At 70.7% G+C, this 21,152-nt stretch carries 16 protein-coding genes; 7 read left to right on the top strand and 9 right to left on the bottom strand.

The features are described from left to right. Positions 1–766 precede the first annotated feature (766 nt). Entirely contained in the window at positions 767–2,998 is a 2,232-nt protein-coding gene (locus tag BCD49_RS12805; protein WP_007511572.1) for a hypothetical protein, read from the top strand. A 119-nt stretch (positions 2,999–3,117) separates the two neighbouring features. Then, the gene (locus tag BCD49_RS12800; protein WP_071041511.1) at positions 3,118–4,686 is read left to right on the top strand and encodes a family 16 glycosylhydrolase; all 1,569 of its coding nucleotides are present in this window, start codon (positions 3,118–3,120) and stop codon (positions 4,684–4,686) included. Between the two features lie 188 nt (positions 4,687–4,874). On the opposite strand, the gene BCD49_RS12795 is transcribed toward BCD49_RS12800, so the two are convergent. After that, a complete protein-coding gene (locus tag BCD49_RS12795; RefSeq protein WP_007511568.1) occupies positions 4,875–5,834 on the bottom strand; it encodes a 4-hydroxy-3-methylbut-2-enyl diphosphate reductase in 960 nt (319 codons plus the stop codon). 302 nt (positions 5,835–6,136) lie between these two features. Between BCD49_RS12795 and xseA the strand changes: the two genes are divergently transcribed. Beyond that, on the top strand, positions 6,137–7,444 hold the full coding sequence (gene xseA / locus BCD49_RS12790; protein ID WP_051466777.1) for an exodeoxyribonuclease VII large subunit: 1,308 nt from the start codon (positions 6,137–6,139) through the stop codon (positions 7,442–7,444). After that, complete coding sequence (locus tag BCD49_RS12785) at positions 7,441–7,701, top strand: exodeoxyribonuclease VII small subunit (protein WP_007511564.1); 261 nt, start codon at positions 7,441–7,443, stop codon at positions 7,699–7,701. Before xseA ends, BCD49_RS12785 begins: the two co-directional genes overlap by 4 nt. Before the next feature lie 79 nt (positions 7,702–7,780). Here the strand turns inward: BCD49_RS12785 and BCD49_RS12780 are convergent, their stop codons facing one another. After that, positions 7,781–8,365 carry a DUF4245 domain-containing protein gene (locus BCD49_RS12780; protein WP_083401415.1) on the bottom strand — a complete coding sequence of 195 codons (585 nt, stop codon included), beginning with the start codon at positions 8,363–8,365 and terminating at the stop codon, positions 7,781–7,783. A 328-nt stretch (positions 8,366–8,693) separates the two neighbouring features. Here BCD49_RS12780 and glpX point away from each other — a divergent pair, with 328 nt between their 5' ends. Beyond that, the gene (glpX, locus tag BCD49_RS12775; RefSeq protein ID WP_007511560.1) at positions 8,694–9,680 is read left to right on the top strand and encodes a class II fructose-bisphosphatase; all 987 of its coding nucleotides are present in this window, start codon (positions 8,694–8,696) and stop codon (positions 9,678–9,680) included. A 209-nt stretch (positions 9,681–9,889) separates the two neighbouring features. Here the strand turns inward: glpX and BCD49_RS12770 are convergent, their stop codons facing one another. After that, entirely contained in the window at positions 9,890–10,636 is a 747-nt protein-coding gene (locus BCD49_RS12770; RefSeq protein WP_007511558.1) for an O-methyltransferase, read from the bottom strand. Positions 10,637–11,110: 474 nt separating this feature from the next. Here BCD49_RS12770 and BCD49_RS12765 point away from each other — a divergent pair, with 474 nt between their 5' ends. Beyond that, positions 11,111–13,783: a non-ribosomal peptide synthetase gene (locus tag BCD49_RS12765; protein WP_007511555.1), complete on the top strand. Its 2,673-nt coding sequence runs from the start codon at positions 11,111–11,113 to the stop codon at positions 13,781–13,783. 312 nt (positions 13,784–14,095) lie between these two features. Further along, positions 14,096–15,505, top strand: coding sequence for a Si-specific NAD(P)(+) transhydrogenase (gene sthA / locus BCD49_RS12760; RefSeq protein WP_007511553.1), 1,410 nt, complete (start codon positions 14,096–14,098; stop codon positions 15,503–15,505). Positions 15,506–15,550: 45 nt separating this feature from the next. On the opposite strand, the gene BCD49_RS12755 is transcribed toward sthA, so the two are convergent. The 6 genes from BCD49_RS12755 to ppk2 form a co-directional block, all read right to left on the bottom strand. After that, positions 15,551–16,777, bottom strand: coding sequence for a serine hydrolase (locus tag BCD49_RS12755; protein ID WP_007511551.1), 1,227 nt, complete (start codon positions 16,775–16,777; stop codon positions 15,551–15,553). Positions 16,778–16,987: 210 nt separating this feature from the next. After that, a complete protein-coding gene (locus tag BCD49_RS12750) occupies positions 16,988–17,785 on the bottom strand; it encodes a serine hydrolase (protein ID WP_007511549.1) in 798 nt (265 codons plus the stop codon). Between the two features lie 297 nt (positions 17,786–18,082). Continuing rightward, on the bottom strand, positions 18,083–18,628 hold the full coding sequence (locus tag BCD49_RS12745) for an SRPBCC family protein (RefSeq protein ID WP_007511547.1): 546 nt from the start codon (positions 18,626–18,628) through the stop codon (positions 18,083–18,085). A 59-nt stretch (positions 18,629–18,687) separates the two neighbouring features. Beyond that, positions 18,688–19,233 carry an NUDIX domain-containing protein gene (locus tag BCD49_RS12740; RefSeq protein WP_241832314.1) on the bottom strand — a complete coding sequence of 182 codons (546 nt, stop codon included), beginning with the start codon at positions 19,231–19,233 and terminating at the stop codon, positions 18,688–18,690. A 188-nt stretch (positions 19,234–19,421) separates the two neighbouring features. After that, positions 19,422–20,093 (bottom strand): adenylate kinase family protein, encoded by a 672-nt coding sequence (locus BCD49_RS12735; protein WP_007511543.1) that lies wholly within the window; start codon positions 20,091–20,093, stop codon positions 19,422–19,424. Positions 20,094–20,179: 86 nt separating this feature from the next. Then, positions 20,180–21,037, bottom strand: coding sequence for a polyphosphate kinase 2 (gene ppk2, locus BCD49_RS12730; protein WP_007511541.1), 858 nt, complete (start codon positions 21,035–21,037; stop codon positions 20,180–20,182). Between the last annotated feature and the right edge of the window lie 115 nt (positions 21,038–21,152).

Genomic DNA, 21,152 nt, shown 5'->3' with positions numbered 1-21,152 from the left:
TMGTCCTCGACACTGCCCCGGCTATCTTCGGTCATGTGCGGGTGGTGCCGCCGCCTTTGTGGTGGCGGCCGCGCCACGCCCCCGGCCGGCGTCCCGCCCTTCCGCAGGCTAACGAGTCTCACRCCATCCAGCCCCGCGCTGTGGTAGCGCTCGCCGGCCAGCGGGCCCGGTGTCCCGGCCCACCCCCCGGCGCCAACGCCTCAATCCGGATTCATCGACGCGTCAAAGTCGGTGCGGACGGGTGATGCCTGGCGAGAAGAGCGACCGATCACCTTCCTCGGCGGGTTAGTCACGGGACCAGCGCGAGAGTGCCCCTGCTACGCTGACCCCGCCGCCATCTGGCCGGTAGCCGTGATATGGAACACATAGCGAGCGGGACAAGCGCGAGCACCGGATCCCGATTCGGACGAGTGGCGACGGTCACGCACCGTCGTTATGTGGCCGCCCAAACGAAACGGTCGTGGCAGAAACGGGCGCGCAAGCATGAGCCAATCGGGGGGACAATGTTGGTCGTGCCGTGGGGACCGCTGGTGCGCGTGGTCGAACATGCCTTTCCAGCGGCCGTCGGCGCGGTCGGCCGCCGGTGACGGCGGGAGACGCCGGCCCAGCTCGGATTCCGCCTCCGCCGTGGCGCGCTCGAGGCGGTCTTCGCCACGACGCCGCGTCGGCGACCGGCGCAGGGCAGACCGAGCGGCCGCGGTGGGCGGGGTCCAAGGAAGCACAGGATCCGGCGCCGCGGGCCGCATCGACTGACGCGGAGCCGACGATGCGGCTTCGCGTGGGCGACGGCGACGCGCCGCCGCCCACGCGAAGCCGCTACACGGAACCAGCGACTATCACCATCCGGCGAGGCGGGCGCCGGGGCGCGCCTCCAGCGCCCGCCGGGCTCGCGGATGACGCCGTCCTGGCCGGCACCGCCGCGGCCCGGCTGGCGTTGTCGGCCGGAAGTCTGGCCTTGCTGGCGGTGGGGAGCGTCGCCGCGGCGCTTGGCGCCGACGGCCCACGGCTCGGGGCGCTGCTGGCATTCTGCCTGCTGGGTCCCGGGTCCGCGCCGTGGGCGTTCAACCGGTTCGTCCGGCTGGCGACGCGGATGACCCTCACGATGGTCACCGGGTTCTGCGTGCTGGTATTCGTGTCCGTCGCCATGGTCGAGACCCATGCCTGGCACCCGATAGCCGCCTTCGTCATCGTCGCGGCCGCGAGCGTTCCGGCGCACGCGGCCGGCATCCGGCTGGCCATGCGCGACCTGGGGCCACAGGGCATCGGCGGCTGGCTACGCCGGCAGTGGCCGGGCGGCCGATCGACAGGCCAGTCCTGGCCGGTGCTCTGCGCGACGGCGGGAGCTCTGCTGTGCGTGGTCTCCGCGTTCACCCATCGCCATCTGGACCCCGGTTTCTACGGCTTTGTTCCGCTGATCGGGCCGCTGTGGTTCGTGGGCCTGGCCCTCATTCTGATAGCGATCGTCCTTCATTCCGGAGAGAACGAACGCGACCTGGCCATCGCCGTGCTGCTGCTGACGGTGGTGTTGACGCTCACGCCCTCGCTCGTCTACGACGGGCCCCGCTCGCAGTCGGCCGAGAAGCACATCGACCTGGTACAGCAGATCCGCTCGATCCACCGGCTCGACTCAAGCGTCGACGTCTACAACTACTGGTCCGGCTTCTTCGCGGCGATGGCCTGGCTCTGCGACGTCACCGGGATCCGCGACCCGCTCGGGCTCGCCACGTTCTGGCCGTCCCTGCTGGGCGTGTTCCGAGTGGCCGCCCTGCGCTATCTCGCCGGGAAGGTGCTCGACAATTCCTACCACTGCTGGGTCGCGGTCACGCTGGCCGTGCTCGCGGACCCGATCGGCGCGGACTACTTCTCGCCCCAGTCCGTCGGCTTCGTCGTGGGGCTCGCCGTGTTCGGGCTCGCGCTCACCAAGCGCCATTCCAGGACGCGCGCCGGCCTCCTGCTCGCCGCCGGCTGCCTGCTGGCGGTCACCCACCAGCTGAGCCCCTACGTGGTCGGTGGCGTCCTGGTCGTGCTGGTCGTGTTCCGCCAGGCGCGCCCGTTCTGGATCCCGGCGTTGTTCCTGGGACCGGCGGTGCTGTGGGCACTCGTTCACTGGAACGCGGTCAGCGGCTTCATCAACCTGGGCGAGATCGGGCAGTCGCAGAACTTCAAGCCGCCCTCGACGACGAACATGACGGGACTCGCCCGGCTGCCCATCGTCGGCGAGACGGTGCGGGCGCTCTGCGGTGGGGTTCTGCTACTCGGCGTGGCGGCCCTCGTCACGCTGGTCCGCAGACGGCGCGACCTGGCCGCGTGGGCGCAGGCATGCTGCCCGGCGGTCGGCCTGGTCCTCGTCGCCGTGAACCCGTACGGCAACGAAGGCATCTTCCGGGCGATGCTGTTCGCCATACCCTGGCTCGCGCTGCTCGGGGCCAGCGTCTTCCCTCGATCCCGCGCCGGCCTCCGGCGGTTGCCGTGGTTCGGCGTGTCCGCGCTGCTGACCGCGACGTTCCTGGTGGCCGCGTTCGGGCTGGACGCGGTGAACGTCATTCGTGGCGGGGACCTGAGAACGGTCCGGTACTTCCAGGCGTACGGGGAGGCCCACCCCGAGGAGAAGTTCTTCATGTTCAGCCTGGGGCCAGGCGACCTGCCGGTTTCCCCGGCCCGCAGTTCGGGCAGTCCGACCGGCCTGCGAGTCCAGGACCTGCCGACGCCGGCCGACCCCGAGGACGAAAATCTCACTGGCTCGGCGAAGATGGCAAGCCTCACCGCCCGGTTCGTCACGTATGTCCAGAACCAGTCGCCGGGGCCCTACGAGCTGTACGCCGTGTGGTCGCCGGTGTCGTCGGACTATGGCTGGGCCTACGGGACCGACCTGCCGGACCGCTTCGCCGCCCTTCGCGAAGCCTTCCGCGCCTCCCCGTACTGGTCTGTCACCCGCGAGGATGACGGGACGGTGCTGTTCCGGTTCGAACCGGACCGCTTTGCGGCGCGGGCGGGATGACCGCGCTGGACCGATCCCGATCCTGACCGCGACACCACGGGCGAACCGGGACCACCTACATAGCCCCCGCCAGATAGATCTACTATTTCCGGCGTACCAGGCCAATGGCGGGAGGATCCATGGTTGGCGGCCTTCCGCCCGAGTCCGCGAGCGTGGGGGCGCCTGCCTCACCGAGGCACGTCGCCCGGCGCCGACGCGGTCAGCGGCGCAGAGTCGTCGCGCTCACCATCGCCGTCGTCTTGACGGCCACGGCCGTCGTCCTGGTGCAGGTCACCCGCGCCCCCAGGAGCACCCGCGTCTCTCCGGCCAGCGAAGCCGCGCCGTCGGGGGGTGCCTCGGCGGTGGCGGCCGCGAATGGCCAGGAGGCGGGCGCCCCCGACACGTCGGGCCCGGGTCCGACGCCCGCCACCTCGGTGCTCGCCGAGAACGCCGTCCTCAACGAGTCCGCGAGCACCGACCTGTCGGGCTGGCGCGCCGAGTCCGACTCCGGCCCCGTCCAGCTCAGGCGCGTCACCGGGATCAGCGGACCCGCCGGTGGGACGACCGCGGTGGACGTCAGCCGTCGCGGCGGGAACGGGACGTGGGCGTGGGCGCTGATCTCGCTCCGGACGCCCGAAGAGTACTTCCAGATCGGTCGCACCTACCGGATGCAGCTGTGGGTTCGCGACGCCGACGCCGCGAGTGGCAAGGTCGGGATGCTGCTCGGTGACGGGCACTACCAGCAGCGGCCGACGGAGGTCAGCCAGTACGGCGGCTTCGCGGACCGCTCCTGGCACCTGCTGTCCCGGACGTTTGTCTGCACGGCGCCCGGCGGTTCCGGCACATCCCTGTACGTGGACCTGCCCGCGACCGGGTCCTTCCACTTCCAGCTTGCCGCCGCGAGCGTCCGGCGGGTGGCCGCGCCCGGGCCTGCGCGGGTGAACGGCCMGCCGACCAGAGTGGTGTCCTTTGCCGGCCCGGCGGGCAGGTCGCCGAACCCGGCCGAGTGGAACCACGAGATCGGCGGCAACGGCTGGGGCAACAACGAGTTGCAGACGTACACCGCGAGCGCCGCCAACGCCCAGGTCGATGGCGCCGGCCATCTCCGGATCACCGCGTACCGCGAGGACGCCACCGGCCCGGACGGCATCCCGCGTCACTACACAAGCGCCCGGCTCAGCACCGAGGGCAAGGTCGCCGTGCAGCCGGGCTCGTACGTCGAGGCATCGATCGACGTGCCCGTGGGGGCGGGCGTCTGGTCGGCGTTCTGGCTCGTAGGGGGCGACATTCGACAGGTCGGCTGGCCGCGGTCCGGCGAGTTGAACGTGATGGAGGTCGTCGGCGAGGACACGACCTGGGTGCACAGCGCGGCCCATATGTCCATGGCGGCCGACCCGCGGACCGAAGCCGAGTTCGGCTGGGGCGACGCCGGCGGCTCCGTCGACCTGGGGAAGAACCTACGTGCCCGTCCCCACACCTACGGGGTCTATTTCGATGGCCAGACCGTGCGGTTCTACGTCGACCGGCGCGAACACATGCGGATCTGGGCCGACGACGCGCGGGCCTCGGGATGGGACTGGCCGTTCAGCAAGCCGCAGTACCTCGTGCTGAACATCGCCATCGGCGCCGGTAACCCCGCGTCGACGGCCTTTCCCCAGACCATGACTGTCGGGCCCGTATCGATCTGGCGGGGCGGCGTGCCGTTCTAGCGCTCGATGGGCGACCGCCCTGAACGGAAGACCGCGTACTCATCCCGTTCGAGGCTTGGTCCTTGCCACAGGTGCGTCGGAGCACTTCCCGACCGCGGCCCCGGCCGACAAGCACCAGTCCAGGCACACGAACAGCCGGCGCGGCGCGCCCACGCTCAGTGAGCGTGGGCGAGCGTCACCCCGGTGGCTCAGCCGGCGGCGCGTTCCTTGGAGCGCATGTCGCGGCGGAGCTCCGGCGGGAGGGCGAAAAGGAGGTGCTCCTCGGTGGAGGTGACCTCGTCCACGTCGTTGAAGCCGCGGTCAGCGAGCCAGGCCATCAGCTCGGTGACGAGCTCCTCCGGCACCGAGGCGCCACTGGTGACGCCGACGGTCTCCACACCGTCGAGCCACTGCTCCTGCACCTGCTCGCTGTTGTCGACGAGGTACGCGGCCGGCGCACCGGCGTCGAGCGCGACCTCGACCAGGCGGACCGAGTTCGACGAGTTCGGCGAGCCGACGACCAGGATCAGGTCGACCGCCTGAGCGATCTCCTTGACCGCCACCTGACGGTTCTGGGTCGCGTAGCAGATGTCGGAGTTCGGCGGGCCCGTCAGGTGCGGGAACCGCTCGCGCAGCGCGTCGACCGTCTCCATGGTCTCGTCGACCGAGAGCGTCGTCTGGGAGAGGTAGGCAACCCGCTTGGGGTCACGCACCGCCACCCCAGCTGCGTCCTCGGGCCCGTCCACCAGGTGGATCCGGTCCGGCGCCTGGCCCGTCGTGCCCACGACTTCCTCATGGCCCTCGTGGCCGATGAGCAGGATGTCGTAGTCCTCACGGGCAAACCGGCGCGCCTCATGATGAACCTTGGTCACCAGCGGGCACGTGGCGTCGATCGTGCGGAGCTTCCGCTCCGTCGCCTCCTCGTGCACCGTGGGTGCTACTCCGTGTGCGGAGAACACGACGGTAGCGCCGTGCGGCACCTCTTCCGTCTCCTCAACGAAGATCGCGCCTTTCGCCTCCAACGTCTTGACGACGTGAGCGTTGTGCACGATCTGCTTGCGCACGTATACCGGAACGCCGTACAGCTCCAGTGCCTTCTCCACGGTCTGAACCGCTCGATCGACACCGGCGCAGTAGCCGCGCGGCTTGGCCAGCAGGACCCGCCCCATGTCTCGGCAGTCTACGCGGCACGGGCCCGGCGGGAAGACCGGCTGCCGGTGCGTCACGCGTTGCCGGCTTCCGTCCTACTCAGCGCTTCCACCTGTCGTGCCTGGTCAGCGGCCTGGACCGCGAAGAGTTCCGGATGGGGGTGTCGGCCGGTYGACGGCGCGTCGTGCCACGGCGGGCCCGCAGTGTGATGAGCAAGGCATACCCGGGAACACGCCGTCACCAGGTGGAAAACCGTGCCAAGGCCACGCGCCAGGGAGGACAGGGCCGGGATCTGCCCGTCGGTATGTCCTACGGTGCGGGCGTGGCGTTGACATCGAGCCCCGAACAGCCGCTGCCGGTGCGGACGGTGTCCCGCGCGCTCGGTGAGTGGATAGGACGGCTCGGGCGTGTCTGGGTGGAGGGGCAGGTGACCCAGATTTCCCGCCGGCCTGGGATGAACACGGTGTTCCTGACCCTGCGCGACCCGGTCGCGGACGTCTCGCTGCAGGTCACCTGCGCGCGAGCGGTGTGTGACGCCGTCGGGCCGGCGCTGGTCGACGGCGCGCGGGTGGTGGTGTGGGGCAAGCCGTCGTTCTTCGCCGGGCGGGGCACGCTGTCGCTCGACGTCTTCGAGATCAGGCCGGTCGGCGTGGGCGCGCTGCTTGCCCGGCTGGAGGCGCTGCGCCAGCTGCTCGCCGCCGAGGGCCTGTTCGCCGCCTCCCGCAAACGCCGGCTCCCGTTCCTGCCGACGGCGATCGGGCTGATCACCGGGCGGGCGAGTGCCGCCGAGCGCGACGTCGTGGAGAACGCCCGGCGGCGCTGGCCGGCGGTGCGGATCGTCACCCGCGAGGTCGCCGTGCAGGGGCCGCTCGCCGCCGGCCAGGTGATCGACGCGTTGCGCGAACTCGACGCCGACCGGGAGGTACAGGTCATCGTGATCGCCCGGGGTGGCGGCTCGCTGGAGGACCTGCTGCCGTTCTCCGACGAGGCGCTGCTGCGCGCGGTCGCCGCGGCGCGCACCCCGGTCGTGTCGGCGATCGGGCACGAGCAGGACAGCCCGCTGCTCGACTACGTCGCCGACGTCCGCGCCTCGACCCCGACGGACGCGGCCAAGCGGGTGGTGCCCGACGTCGCGGAACAGGGGGCGATCGTCGCGCAGCTGCGCGCCCGCGCCCGCCGGGTGGTCGAGCAGCGGATCGAGCGGGAACATCGGGCGCTCGCCGACCTGCGCGGCCGTCCGGTGCTCGCCGCGCCGTACCGGGAGCTGGATCGGCGGGCGGAGGCCGTGGACGCGCTCGCCCGGCGGGCGCGGCGCTGCGTGACGCACGCCGTCGACGTCGCGGGCCGCGACGTCGTCCACGCCACCGCCCGCCTGCGCGCCCTCTCGCCGGCGGCGACCCTCGATCGCGGCTACGCGCTCGTACAGGACGCGGCCAGCGGTGCCCTCGTCCGCGACCCGGCGACGCTCACCGCGGACCAGGCGCTCCGGATCCGGGTCGCGGCGGGCTCGTTCGAAGCGGTCGTCACCAAAGCGGCCGCCGTCCCCGACCCGGCCGCCGTCCCCGACCCAGCCGGCCCCGCCTCCAGCCAACCCACCCCCGCCCGAGAACCCCAAGGAGCCCCGCTTTGACCGAGCCGAGCACCGAGCAGGCCGCCGCGCGGCCCGGCAGGCCCGCCGGGGGCGGACCCACGTTCGAGGACTCCCGCGCGGAGCTGGAGGACGTCGTGCGCAGGCTGGAGGCGGGCGGCGTCACCCTGGAGGAGTCGCTCTCGCTCTGGGAACGCGGCGAGGAACTGGCCAGAACCTGCCAGGCCCTGCTCGACGGCGCCCGGGCCCGCATCGCCGCCGCCGAACCCCAGCCAGGGCCGGGGCGCCCGTCGCCCTGACAGCGGTTGACCTACCGCGCCCGCCGGCCGGCGGGCGCGGTCCAGGGCGGTCACGGCCGGATGGTCAAGCGGTCGAGGGTCAGGCGGCGGACGTCGAGACCGGGCGCACCGAACCAGCGAGCGCCTCGAGGTCCGCGGAGCTCGCGCCGCCGGAGCCGTCGCCGTCATCGATGATCACGGTCGAGCCGCCCGCCGTGCGGGTGAGGGCCAGGTGGCCGTCGTCGGCGCGGCGTTCGTCCCAGGTCGCACCGGCGATCGTGCGCCGGCCGGTCACCGGGCGGTTGCCCAGCAGACGCTGCACGGCGTCCGGCGCGTTGCTCACCTCGTAGCGGGCGAACGTCCGGTCGCCCTTGCGGTCGACCACATAGCCGATGGTCAGCACGGTGAGGCCGGTGTCGACGCCCTTGACCGCGCCGGGGGCCTGGACTCGCAGGGAGGTGGGTTTCCACAGGTCATCGGCGAGGCCGGCCGGCGCGAGCACCTGGTAAGGGGCCTGCCGCGCGAACGAGGTGACCGAGACGTCGGCATTGTCGACGACCTTGACCGCCTGTTCGTCGTCGCCGCGCGGAAGGACGAAGAAGGCGAAGGCGAAGACGCCCGCCATGACGACGGCGAGCGAGAGTGCCATGTCCCGAATGGTCTCCTGACCACGCTTGCGTGCCACCCTCCCATGATGCTGGTCGGCGAAACGGCGGACGGCCGGGGGAGCGCGGGCGGGCGGGCGGAGCGTGGCGCGCGACACGAAAACGTCGGCGCAACCTTTCCGGCGAGGCGCGCGTCGGACGTGACGCGTGGGCGGCCGCCGTGCGGAGGGGGCATGACGGCCGCCCGCGCCCTTACCCGTCCGTGCCCACCCGTAACCGCGGCGCCCGCGGTCCGTCGCGCCTTGCGGCGAGATCGGATGGCGGTCACAACCGCAGGCGGCGGCCGGGCCGGCGAACTAGTCTTCAGCTGTGGCACATGACAGCCGGGCAGTCCCCGAACCGCTTGCCGTGCAGGGTCAGGCACCTGATCGCAACCTGGCTCTAGAACTGGTCCGGGTGACCGAGGCCGCCGCGCTCGCCGCCGCCCGCTGGGTGGGCCGCGGCGACAAGAACGGCGCCGACGGCGCCGCCGTCGACGCGATGCGCCGGCTGGTGGGCACCGTCTCGATGCGCGGCGTCGTCGTCATCGGGGAGGGCGAGAAGGACGAGGCCCCGATGCTGTTCAACGGCGAGGAGGTCGGCTCGGGCGAGGGCCCGGAGTGCGACGTCGCCGTCGACCCGGTGGACGGCACCACGCTGACGGCCAAGGGCATGAACAACGCTGTCTCGGTGATGGCCGTCAGCGAGCGCGGCACGATGTACGACGCGAGTGTCTGCTTCTACATGGACAAGCTCGTGACGGGCCCGGAGGCCGCCGCCGTCGTCGACATCGACGCCTCCGTCGACGACAACGTCCGCGCGGTGGCGAAGGCCAAGGGCATTCACCCGCGCGACGTCACCGTCGTCGTGCTCGACCGGCCACGGCACGCCCAGCTGGTGGACGAGATCCGGGCGACGGGTGCGCGCGTCAAGCTGATCTCGGACGGCGACGTCGCCGGCGCCGTGATGGCCGCCTCCGCGGACACCGGCGTCGACCTGCTGCTCGGGATCGGCGGCACGCCGGAGGGGATCATCACCGCCTGCGCGGTGACCTGCCTCGGCGGCGTGATCCAGGGCCGCCTCTGGCCGCGCGACGACGACGAGCGGCGCAAGGTCGAGGCCGCCGGCCATGACACCACCCGCGTGCTGACCACGCTGGACCTGGTGAACAGCGACAACGTGTTCTTCGTCGCGACGGGCATCACCGACGGCGAGCTGCTTGCCGGGGTGCGCTACCGGCCGGGCGGCGCGAACACGTCGTCGCTGGTCATGCGTTCGCGCAGCGGCACCATTCGCCGCGTCGACAGCCAGCACCAGCTCACGAAACTGCAGGCCTACTCGACGGTCCCGTTCTGACGATCTCCGGCCGTACTCGGTCCCGGATCAGAGCGCCCGCCCCACGGGGTCCACGCCGCGATCATGGCGGCGACCCGGTGACGCGGCCGGTCGGTGCCCGCCGCCCGCGCCCGCCCGCGCCCGCCCGCGCGGCCGGCGGGCGGCCAGGTGCCACTCCGGAGCGCGGCCTCCGCGCGGTCAGGTGAACGCGGTACCCGTCCCGGAGAAGATCACGACAGGACCCGCGCCACCGTCATGCCGTCGCCCACCGTCAGCATCACGTGCTCGACGCGGGGGTCCGCCGCGACGTGGTCGTTGAACCGGCGCAGCTTCCGCTCCTTCTTCCCGAGAAGGAACGGATAGGCCACCCGCCCATGCCACAGCACGTTGTCCATCAGGATCAACCCGCCGGGAAGCATCCGCGGCAGGAGCTGCTCCCAATAGGTTATGTAGGACTCCTTGTCGGCATCGACGAACGCGAGCCCGAAGGTCGGCTGCTCGGGGAGCTCGGCCAAGCTGTCCACGGCCCGCCCGATGCGCAGCTCGATCCGGTCATCGACGCCGGCCGCCTTCCAGTGCCGCTGCGCGACCGCGGTATAGCTGTCTTCGACATCAAGACACAGCAGCCGCCCACCGGGCGGCAGCCCCCGGGCGATACAGAGCGCCGAGTAACCGGTGAAGGTACCGATCTCGATGGCCTGCGCGGGCGCCGCGGCCGCCACCAGGATCGTCAGCAGGACTCCCTGCTCGTGGGGGACCTCCATCATGGGAAGCCATTTCGGCCCGTCGAGCTCGCGCGTCGCGGCGGCCAGATCCGCGAGGACCGGGTCACGTCGGGTCGTGTGGCCGCGCGCATAGCGCACGACCCTTTTCCATACGAAGTGGGTCTTGGCCTCAGGGGAATCGTTCCCTCGCAGCCGCCGAATAGCACGGCGCGGAAGTTCCCCCAGAACCCCGCGAGCATTCTCGTCGGCCATGTGTCCCCCAACCGCGTCCTGACCTAGGACGGACGCTAGCACGCGTGCCACCGCCGCCGACCGGCCGGGAGCGTTGGATGCTCCGAGCGCGAAGGACGTCCTTGAGCCCCGCGGCGGATGTTCCCGCCCGCGGGACCCACGCAACATCCTTTTTACCGCCGACACCGACCAGTACCCGCCGACTAGTTACGAGGCGACTGACACGACTAACGCCTCGCCGCGGAGCGGAGAGATCCAGGCAGCGCGTCAACTCCGCCTGCTATGCTCCGCTAGCGCAACGCGCTAACGTATCGCCACGACCGGCCACGCTTGCCGCCGGCGTGGCCATCTGTCGCGGCATCACGCCGCAACACAKGAATCAACATCGCGTTGTTGACGCATAGCGCCCGCCGGTCGGCCCGTGGTGTTCGCGGTGGTCGGGGCTGGAGCAGTTCTCACCAGCGAGACGTAATGCCAAGGAGGGATCACCCGCAGATGACCGCGGTCACCTCGACGGAGTCCTGGGGAATCTCGGTCCCGCCCTTTGGAAAGGCATACGAGAAAAGCTCGCTGGCGATCCGGGTGGGTGAGGTCGCGGCGGCCGCGGCGGAACGCGTGGCCGTCGTCTCAGCGGACTCCAGCATCACCTACGCCGAGCTGGACCGCCGGTCGACCGTCCTCGCCCACGTCATCACGGCCCAGCTCGGCACCGGTACGGAACCGATCGCGACCCTGTTCGGACAGGACGTGGACGGGATTGTCGTACTTCTTGCGGCGATAAAGGCCGGCCGGCCGTTCACGCAGTTCGACCCGACGGCGCCCGCCGCGCGGCTGGCCAGCATGCTCGCGGCCAGCGGGGCGCCGCTTCTGTTCACCAGTGCCAGGCACGCGGACGCGGCGCGCGCGGCCGCCGGCACGAACGGTCGGGTCGCCCTCCTCGCGGAGGCCCTGGCCACGGCCGAGAACACCGCGCTCCCGGCCCATGACGGCCCGCACGCCGGACCGACGCCGCCCGTAGGCGACCGCGCCGTCGCCATCTTCTTCACCTCCGGGTCCACCGGTGCCCCGAAGGGCGTCATCCGCGGCCAGCGCATGGTGATGTGCGACGCGTGGTCCGGATGCGCCGCGCTGGGTTTCACACCGGCGGACCGGGTCGCGTTGTTGCTGCCGTACTCGTTCGCGGCCGGCTTCGAGGTCGTCCTGTGGGCGCTGTGCAGCGCGGCCACCCTCTGTCTTTTCGACCCGCGCTCGGCGGGCACCGCCGGTACGCTCACCTGGCTCGCCGAGCGGCGGCCGACGACGTTGCACATGGCTCCTTCGCTGCTGAGCAGGCTGCTGGCCGACCTGCCGCCTGGCCGTGTCCTCGACCATCTGCGACTGGTGACGACGTCAACCGAACCGGTCAACGGGAGGGACGTCGCCGCGCTCTGGCCGCGCCTCAGCGACGAGGCCGTCTTCGCCAACTGGACGGGAGCTTCCGAGATCGGCTGCCTGGCCTTCAACGTGTATGGCAGGACGTCGCCGATGCCTCCTGGCGCCCTGCCCGCGGGAAGGCCGGTCCCGGACCGCGAGGCGCAGATCTGGGACGAAGACGGCACCGTGCTCGGCCCAGGTCAGACCGGCGAGGTCGTCATCGTCTCCGACTACCTCGCTTCTGGATATCTGGGTGACCCCGAGCGAACCGCCGAGCGCTTCGGCGCCTCCCCGGACGGCCGCCGGTTCTACCGAACCGGGGATCTGGGCAAGGTCGACGACGACGGTTTTCTGCGGCTCGCCGGGCGGGCCGATGCCGCGGTCAAGATTCGCGGCTATCTGGTCGAACCGGCCGAGGTCGAGGCCACCCTGCTGGTTCTGCCGGATGTCCGCGCCGCCGTGGCCACCGGCCGGCCGTCGCCTTCGACCGGCGAGCCCCGGCTCTGCGCCTATGTCGAGCTCGTTCCGGAGGCGAGCACGACCATCGCCGACATCCGCCGCCATCTGCGCGAGAAGCTCCCGCCCTGGATGGTCCCGACGGGGATCCTGCTGCTCGACGCGCTACCCCGCACCGAACGGGGAAAGATCGACCGGCGGGCGCTGCCCGACATCCCAGAACGGGCTGGCGCGGACCGCACCCGTGCGCGGACGGATCCGGAGGCGCTCCTCCTGGAGGTCTGGCGGCAGGTGCTGGGCCTGGACGACATCGGGGTCTTCGAGGAGTTCGGTGAACTCGGCGGCGACTCGGTGGTGGCGCAGCAGCTGATCCTCGAGATCAACAGGAACCTCCGCGTCGACCTCCCCCCGTCGGTCCTGGCCGCGGCACCGACGGTCGCGGCACTCGCGGAAAAGATCAACCGCTCACCGACGGCCACGCCAGGCGCGACCTGTGTCCGCCTGGTCGGGAATGGCTCCGCGCCGCTGCTGTTCTGCTTCGCCGGCGGCGGCGGCATGGCATTGAGCTTTCTCCGTCTGGCTCGCCGTCTGGATGGCGTACGCACCGTGGTCGGCTTTCAGGCAAGGGGCCTGGAAGAACGCGCGCGGGCCGACTGGAGCGTGCAACAGCATGCCCGTCGGCATTTGGCCGACCTACGCCGTGTCCAGCCCCGCGGGCCATATCACCTAGTGGGATTCTCCTTCGGCGGCCTCGTCGCCTACGACATCGCGAAACGACTGACGGCCGCCGGCGAGCTGGTTGCCCTTTTGGCCATCGTTGACACCAGGCTTCCCTTCCTGGCCTCGGGCGGCAAGGTGCCGCTGTTCGACGCGGAGCCGATATCCGGGGAGGTTTCCCGGCCAGAGGAGGAATCCCGGCGAGAATCGCGGCGGCCGCGGCTCGTGCCGTCTGGGTACCGTCCGACCCGCGGGACCCCGCGCTGGTTGACGGAACTGGCGCTGACGGGATACATCCGGACCGGCACAAGCCCATACCGACGCTTCTTCAAGCAGAGTGAGCTGCTGACGTCGTTTTACCGTATCCGTCCCTACGACGGCAGAACTGTGCTGTACATGGCCGAGCAGGACAGCCAGGCGGACGAAGCAGCCTGGCGACGCCTGCTGCGGGGCCACACCACCGTTCACCGAATGCCCGGCACGCACGACACCATGTTGCGGGAACCGCATGTGGCGGCGTTGGCCGAGAGTCTGCGCGACGAGTTGGCCTCGGCGTCGTGGTACCTGCCGGACTGGCAGTGATCTCGAGCCCGCGACGGCGCCAGCCCGCGCCTCGGGTGCCACCTCACCCGGTCCGGCCTGGCTGACCGGCCCCACTCCGGGGGCCCGTGCCGCCTCCGTCGGCATCGGCAGGGGGCCGCCGGCTCATGCTGGCGGGCTACGGGCTCCGGCGGCGGCCCACCGTTGGTGTCGCCGACGGAACCGCGACGGAAAAATGCGGGTAACAACCCCAGCACTGTGGCCTTATTTCCCGTTCAGTCTGGATACTCTCAGCACGCACGCACGCGGGCCGGCCGACACGGACCCGGGGCGGGTCGCTGAGGGGGAGCCCGAATGTTCGACTACGACGTCCTGGTCATCGGGTCGGGGCCGGGCGGGCAGAAGGCCGCGATCGCCGCCGCGAAGCTTGGCCGGCGCGTAGCGATCGTCGACAAGCGCGACATGATCGGCGGCGTCTGCATCAACACGGGCACGATCCCGTCGAAGACGCTGCGCGAGGCCGTCCTTTACCTCACCGGTCTTTCACAGCGCGAGATGTACGGGCAGAGCTACCGGGTCAAGGACGACATCACCGTCGGTGACCTGTCGGCCCGCACGCAGCATGTGATCAGCCGCGAGATCGACGTCATCCGCAGCCAGCTCTCCCGCAACCACGTCACGGTCGTGACCGGGATGGCGAAGTTCCTCGACCCGCACACGGTCTCCGTCACCGGGCTGGACGGCCTCGAGGTGCGCCGGATCTCCGCCGAGAAGATCATCATTGCCACCGGCACCCGGCCGGCGCGGCCGGAGACGGTCGCCTTCGACGGCCGCACCGTCGTCGACAGCGACCAGATCCTGAACCTCGACCGCATTCCCGGCTCGATGGTCGTCGTCGGCGCGGGCGTCATCGGCATCGAGTACGCCTCGATGTTCGCCGCGCTCGGAACGAAGGTGACCGTCGTCGAACGCCGCGACCGGATGCTCGACTTCTGCGACCTCGAGATCGTCGAGGCGCTGAAGTACCACCTGCGCGACCTGGCCGTGACGTTCCGGTTCCGCGAGGCCGTGGTGTCCGTCGAGCGGCACAACGGCGGCACGCTCACCCTGTTGGAAAGCGGCAAGAAGATCCCGGCCGACACGGTGATGTACTCCGCCGGCCGGCAGGGCCTGACCGACGCGCTCGCGCTCGAGGCGGCGGGGCTCGCCGCGGACAACCGCGGCCGCATCAAGGTCGGCAGCGACTTCCGCACCGAGGCGGACCACATCTACGCCGTCGGCGACGTCATCGGTTTCCCCGCACTCGCGGCGACGTCGATGGAGCAGGGCAGGCTCGCCGCCTACTCGGCCTGCGGCGAGGAGGTACACGGGCTGCGCGCCGATCTGATGCCGATTGGGATCTACACGATCCCGGAGATCTCCTACGTCGGGAAGACCGAGGATGAGCTGACGGAAAGCTCGATCCCGTTCGAGGTCGGCATCGCCCGTTACCGCGAGCTCGCCCGCGGCCAGATCGTCGGCGATTCCTACGGCATGCTCAAGCTGCTGGTCAGCCCGGACGACCACAAGCTGCTCGGCGTCCATGTCTTCGGCACCGGCGCCACGGAGATCGTGCACATCGGCCAGACCCTGATGGGTTGTGGCGGCACCATCGACTACCTCGTCGACAGCGTCTTCAACTACCCGACGCTGTCCGAGTCCTACAAGGTCGCCGCGCTGGATGCCATGAACAAGATGCGCGCCGTCGCTCGCTTCAGCGGCTGAGGCCTGGGCGATCGCCGCCGCGCCGCCGGAACCGAGCCGGCGCGGTCAGGGCTCCGGCGGCGCGTTCGGGTCCAGGACCGGGGCTGCCGGGACGTACTGCCAGGCGAGACGGGACAGGCCCGAGATGGTCTCGACGCCGATGCCCATGGTTCGGCTGTCGCGGGTGTAGGCGGCCATGATGTAGTCCTTGCCGGCCCCGTGCACGTGCGCGAGACTGTTGATCACCCAGCCGCCGCCATAGGGCAGCCAGCCGTTCTTGATTTCCACTGACACACCGGCCGGCACGCCGGCGGTCAGGCCCCAGCGCTGCGACCCGACCACCGTGCCCAGCAGGCTCGTGGCGGTTGCCATGGCATTGGCGGACAGGCCCAAACCCGGGTACGAGACGGCTCGCAGGACGCGGAGCTGGTCATAGGCGGTCGTCTTGGTGAGCCCCCACGCCCCGCTCCCGCCGGCCGTGGTCGCGGTCATTCCGAACGCGCGGAAGAAGGCGTTCATCCCACTCTGGCTACCGGCCTGGCGCCAGAGGGCGCTCGCCGACGCGTTGTCGCTGACCGAGATCATCGGCTTGGCGAGCCGCAGCTGCGAGGCCGGTAGCTGACCGCTTTCACCGGTCTTGGTGAGCAGCGCCGTGAGAATGTCGAGCTTGACCGTACTGGCGGTCTCCCACCCGGTCCGGGTGGAGTTCGTGACGTCCACGGTCAGCCCGCTGGTCCGGTCGTACAGGGCGACGCTGACGGCGCCGGGACGCGTGGCCAGGTAGGAGCGGAACTCGGCCGCGAGGACCGGCGCGAACGACGAGTCCGGATCGGCCGTGGTGGGTGGCCCGCTCGCGGTCGCCGACGGCGTCGGCGTCGGCCCGGCCGGCGCCGGTTCCCAGGTCGCCGCTGGCGGCGCCGACGCGGGTGTCGTCGCGGGCGGGGCGGTTCCGGGCGGGGCGGTTCCGGTCGCGGCGGTGGCGGTCGCGGCGGTGGCGGTCGGAGCGGTCGCGGCGGCGATGGGAGCCGACGGCGTCACGCCGGCCGAACCCGGGCCAGCCGAACTGGTACCAGCCGACGCCGCGACCACGAAGTCGATGCCGAGAACTCCCACGAGCGCGGAGTCGCCGGCGACGTCGGTCGGGCTCGCCGATACCGCCCGATCGACGACGACGGCCGCGGCCGTCGACACGGCGCGACCGTCGGTCGCCGTCGCCGTCGCGGTGGCGGTAGCGGCGGTAGCGGCGGTAGCGGCGGCCGTGAAGGGCGGGCCACCGAGGGTCGCGAGCGCCACAGCCCCCACCGCGACCGTCAGGCTCGCCAGCCGCGCGCGAGAACGCCGCCGCGTGCGGGGTCGGCGGGCCGAGCGGCCGGAAACCATGACCGAATTTGTACATATCCTGGACTACGCGCAATGTTCCGGATAGTTACAAATTCTTCAACTCTTCCCGGTCTTGGACGATCGGCCGTGCCCAGATGGCGTGGGCACAGCCGACGGCCGGGGTCAGGCGGCCGGCACGGTCGACCAGGCGAGGCGCGACAGGCCGGCAATGGTGTTGATTCCTGTCTGCTCTGTCGCGCTGTTGCGTGTGTAGACGGCCATGACGTAGTCCTTGTTTGCCCCGTGGACGTGGGCGAGGCTGTTGACCACCCAGCCGCCGTCGTAGGGCAGCCAGCCGTTCTTGACCTGGACGGAGACGCCGGTCGGCACGCCGGCGGTCAGGCCCCAGCGCTGCGCTGGCACGACCGTGTTCAGCAGGCCGGTGGCGGTGGCTCGCGCGTTCTTGGACAGGACGGCGCCCGGGTAGGAGACCGCGCGCAGGACCTTGAGCTGGTCCAGGGCCGTCGTCTTCGTCAGGCCCCACTTGCCGCCGGCGCCGGCTGCCGTCGCGGTCGTCCCGAGCTCGCGGAAGAAGGCGTCCATCCCGCTCTGCCCGCCGGCCTGGTTCCACAGGGAACTGGCCGCCGCGTTGTCGCTGACCGAGATCATCGGCCTGGCCAGCTTCAGCTGCGCGGCCGTGAGATTTCCGTTTTGCCCGGTTCTCGAGAGCAGGTGGGCAAGGATGTCCAGTTTTACCGTGCTCGCCGTTTCCCATCCGTTACCGACGGATTTGGTCACGTAGATGGTCCGACCGGTACTCCGGTCATAAAGGGCGACGCTGACGGAACCCGGCCTGGTCGCGAGGTAGGAACGCCACTTCGCGGCCAGGGCGGAGGTGAACGACGGCGTCGTCGACGCCGAGGCCGCGTTGGCGGCCGGACCGGCCGTGACCAGGGCGACGGCAATGATCCCAGCACCCACCAAACCGGCTAGACGCACCTGGAGGCGCGAGGCACCACCCGGACGGCACGAAGGAACGGAACGACCACGAAAAAGCGCCATGACCGCATGTATACATACGGCGCCCTAGCACTGAGATTGCCCGCCGTAAAAGTTGTCGAAACTATTCTTCACGCTCCGTGGCGATATTTTGTCAATATGAGGAAATTACGACGGGAAGCAGCGGGCCGGATCATTTCCGTCACACCGGGCGCAGCTCGCGCGGGTATTGCCCGATCTGTCGCCGCCCGATGTTCCGGTGCCGGACGGCTGGCGCCCTCAGCGGTCCGGGGTCGTCCCGGGAGCGGGCACCGCCGTCGGCACGCCGGGGGTGCGGCCGGCGGCCGCCGCCTTGGCGAGGTGGCGCGCCAACGAGCCGACCGCGGTGAGGGCGAAGAGCCTCAGCAGGGGGCCCGTGCCGCGGTAGGCCGGCACGAAGGTCGCTCGCCAGCTGATGCGGGTGCCGCCGCCCGGCAGTGGATCGAGCTCGACGATCCCTTTGTAGCCGTGGACCGGGATGCCGGACACGATCGTGTAGACGAGGCGGTGGGGCGGCACGAACTCGACGATCTCCTCGCGGGACAGGACGGGGCGCATGCCCAGCTCCCGCACCGCGCCTACGCCGCCCGGCGCGGGCGTGCCCGTCCGGTACCAGCGGGAGCGCGGGACGAGCAGGCCGCCCCAGGACGACCAGCTCGCGCCGTCGGCGAGCAACGCGAAGACGGCCGTGGCGGGCGCCGAGGACTCGACGACCAGCTCGAAGGACTGCAATCCGTTCGCGGCGCGGCCGCCACCACTACCCGCGCCACCGTCGTCCCGCGCCATGCCTGAACCTCCCGCCTCGGCCGGGCAAGCGCCAGCGGCCGCGGCCAGGAACCGCGCGGCTAGCGCAGAGCGGCCGGCGTCCGGGAGCTGCGCCGGAGCTTCGCGCCCAGTCTTCCAGGAAGCTCGTCCACCGGAACCCACCGAACGTCCACCGCTACGTCGAAGCCGAGCTCCTGGGACGGCAGGTGCAGCAGGTAGCGAAAGTCGTAGTGGACGTGCTCGGGCTCGTCGAGCCCGGGCACCGTGTCGACGGGGACCGCCTCGAGATCGCAGGGCAGCGCCGACTCCGGGCGCAGCACGTTCGGATCGATGCCGGTGAGCTCGCGCAACTGGCGCAGCGTCGAGCCAAGGAGCGAGCAGTCCTCGTCCTCGACGTGCCCGCCCGGGAACTGCCATCCCGGCCGCTCCCCGTCACGAATCGTCAAAACATGCTGGTCGGACGTCAGCACGACCGCCCGGCACGCGAGGTGCGCCGGGAGCGTGCCGCGCAAGGTGATCGGCGGGCCGAGCAGGGACAGGATGACGAGGTCGCGAACCGTATCCAGCTCAGAGGGGTTCGCCTCTACGTAGCCGAGCGCGGTGCTGACCACTGCGTTGTTCGACACGGACACGCCACGCAACGTACCCCCGCATTGCCTCATCCATGTACACGACCGGGCAGCCTGGGCAAACTTTAAGGTCTAGGTCCGATAACTCTACGCGTCACCAATCGTGACACTAATGGCCAAATACCGCCAAAAACCGCCGAGCGGCTTTCCGTGGAAAATGCGCGTGCAAATGCACGGTTATACCGCTACCGACTGGGCGTGACGACCGGCGCAGCGCCGACCGGCGGCAGGCGCAGCCGCCCGCGGATGTCGGCCTGGACGGCGGGCACCGGCTGGCGGGCGTCGACCGCCGCGACGTACTCCTTGCGCTGGAAGATCTCGAGGACAGGCCGAGTCTTGCCGTGGTACTCGCGCAGCCGGACGGCGAGCGCCTCCGGGTTGTCGTCGGCCCGGCCCACCAGCGCGCCGCCGCACACGTCGCACACCCCGGCGTGCCTCGGCCGGCTGGCGATCAGGTTGTAGTCCAGGCCGCAACGGGAGCAGAGCCGGCGGGCGAGCACCCGGCGCACGACCTCCTCATCCGGAAGGTCGAGGTAGATGACTCCGTCGAGGTCGTAGCTCTCCAGGAAGAACTCGGCCTGCCGGGCGTTGCGGGGGAAGCCGTCGACGACGAAGCCGTAGTTCCAGTCGTGGTTGGCCAGCCGTTCCCGTACCACCCGCTCGACCAGGTCGTCCTCGACCAGGTGACCGCGCTCGACCGCCCGGCGCACCTGAGCACCGATCTTGGTGTGGTTCTGAACGTTCCAKCGGAAGATGTCGCCGACGTTGATGTGGACGAGGTCCAGGTCGGCGGCGAGCAGCCGGGCCTGGGTTCCCTTGCCGCTGCCCTGGACGCCCATGATGACGTACTTGCGCACGCGTGCCACCTCCCTGGCCTGGCGCCGTCCCGGCCGGTGCTGTCCCCGGTGCCGCCGGTCGATGGACGTGGTGCCCGGTCTCCCGGTCAGTCGACCGCGTAGCGGCGTGGCACCCAGGTCTGGCTGTCGATCGGCGGGCGCTTGTAGGCGCGCTGCTGGCGCGGCGGCAGCGCGACCTTCGGGTGCGGGACCTCCTGGTAGGGAACCTGGGACAGCAGGTGCGCGATGAGGTTCAGCCGGGCGGAGCGCTTGTCGTCCGCGTCGACGACGAACCACGGCGCCTCGCGGATGTCGGTATAGGCGAACATCTCGTCCTTCGCCTCGGCGTAGTCCACCCAGTGCGCCCGGGCCTGCAGGTCCATCTCCGACAGCTTCCAGCGCTTTCCCGGGTCCTTCATCCTGGCGTGGAAGCGGCGTTCCTGCTCCTCGTCGCTGACCGACAGCCAGTACTTCAGCAGGATGATCCCCGAGCGGGTCAGTGCCCGTTCGAGCTGCGGGCAGGTGCGCATGAACTCGTCGTACTCGGCGTCGGTACAGAAGCCCATCACGCGCTCTACCCCGGCGCGGTTGTACCAGCTTCGGTCGAAGAACACGATCTCGCCGGCCGGCGGGAGATGCGCGACATACCGCTGGAAGTACCACTGCGTGCGTTCTTGTTCGGTCGGGGTCGTCAGGGCGACGACCCGGTAGTGCCGCGGGTTGAGCCGCTCGGTGATGCGCTTGATCGTGCCGCCCTTGCCGGCCGTGTCACGGCCTTCCATGACCACGACGACACGCATGCCGGAATGAACGATCCACTCCTGCATACGAACCAGTTCGACCTGTAGCCGCTCCAGCTCGGAGTCCGCGGCCGACTTCGACAACCGGGCCGGCCGTTCCGCCTCGGCCTTGTCCGCACTGGCCCTGTCCGCACTGGCGCTGTCCGCACCGCGATCCTCGCGCACGCCCGTCCCTCCCTCTCCCGGGCACCCCGACTCCCGGCACCCCGACCTTCGTAGCACCCGGACGCCGGAGCCGATCGGCGATCCGGCGACGCCGACGAACAAGCCTTTGAGTACC

It is taken from the genome of Pseudofrankia sp. EUN1h (assembly GCF_001854645.1).
Taxonomy (GTDB): domain Bacteria; phylum Actinomycetota; class Actinomycetes; order Frankiales; family Frankiaceae; genus Pseudofrankia; species Pseudofrankia saprophytica.
This window is presented reverse-complemented; position numbering and strand designations above follow the sequence as displayed.

What these genes read in the sequence shown, in the direction of transcription:
- BCD49_RS12805 (WP_007511572.1), top strand. Translation starts at nt 767, where the DNA reads ATGCGGCTTCGCGTGGGCGACGGCGACGCGCCGCCGCCCACGCGAAGC.
- BCD49_RS12795 (WP_007511568.1), bottom strand. Translation starts at nt 5,834, where the DNA reads ATGGGGCGGGTCCTGCTGGCCAAGCCGCGCGGCTACTGCGCCGGTGTC.
- BCD49_RS12770 (WP_007511558.1), bottom strand. Translation starts at nt 10,636, where the DNA reads ATGGCCGACGAGAATGCTCGCGGGGTTCTGGGGGAACTTCCGCGCCGT.
- BCD49_RS12765 (WP_007511555.1), top strand. Translation starts at nt 11,111, where the DNA reads ATGACCGCGGTCACCTCGACGGAGTCCTGGGGAATCTCGGTCCCGCCC.
- sthA (WP_007511553.1), top strand. Translation starts at nt 14,096, where the DNA reads ATGTTCGACTACGACGTCCTGGTCATCGGGTCGGGGCCGGGCGGGCAG.
- BCD49_RS12745 (WP_007511547.1), bottom strand. Translation starts at nt 18,628, where the DNA reads ATGGCGCGGGACGACGGTGGCGCGGGTAGTGGTGGCGGCCGCGCCGCG.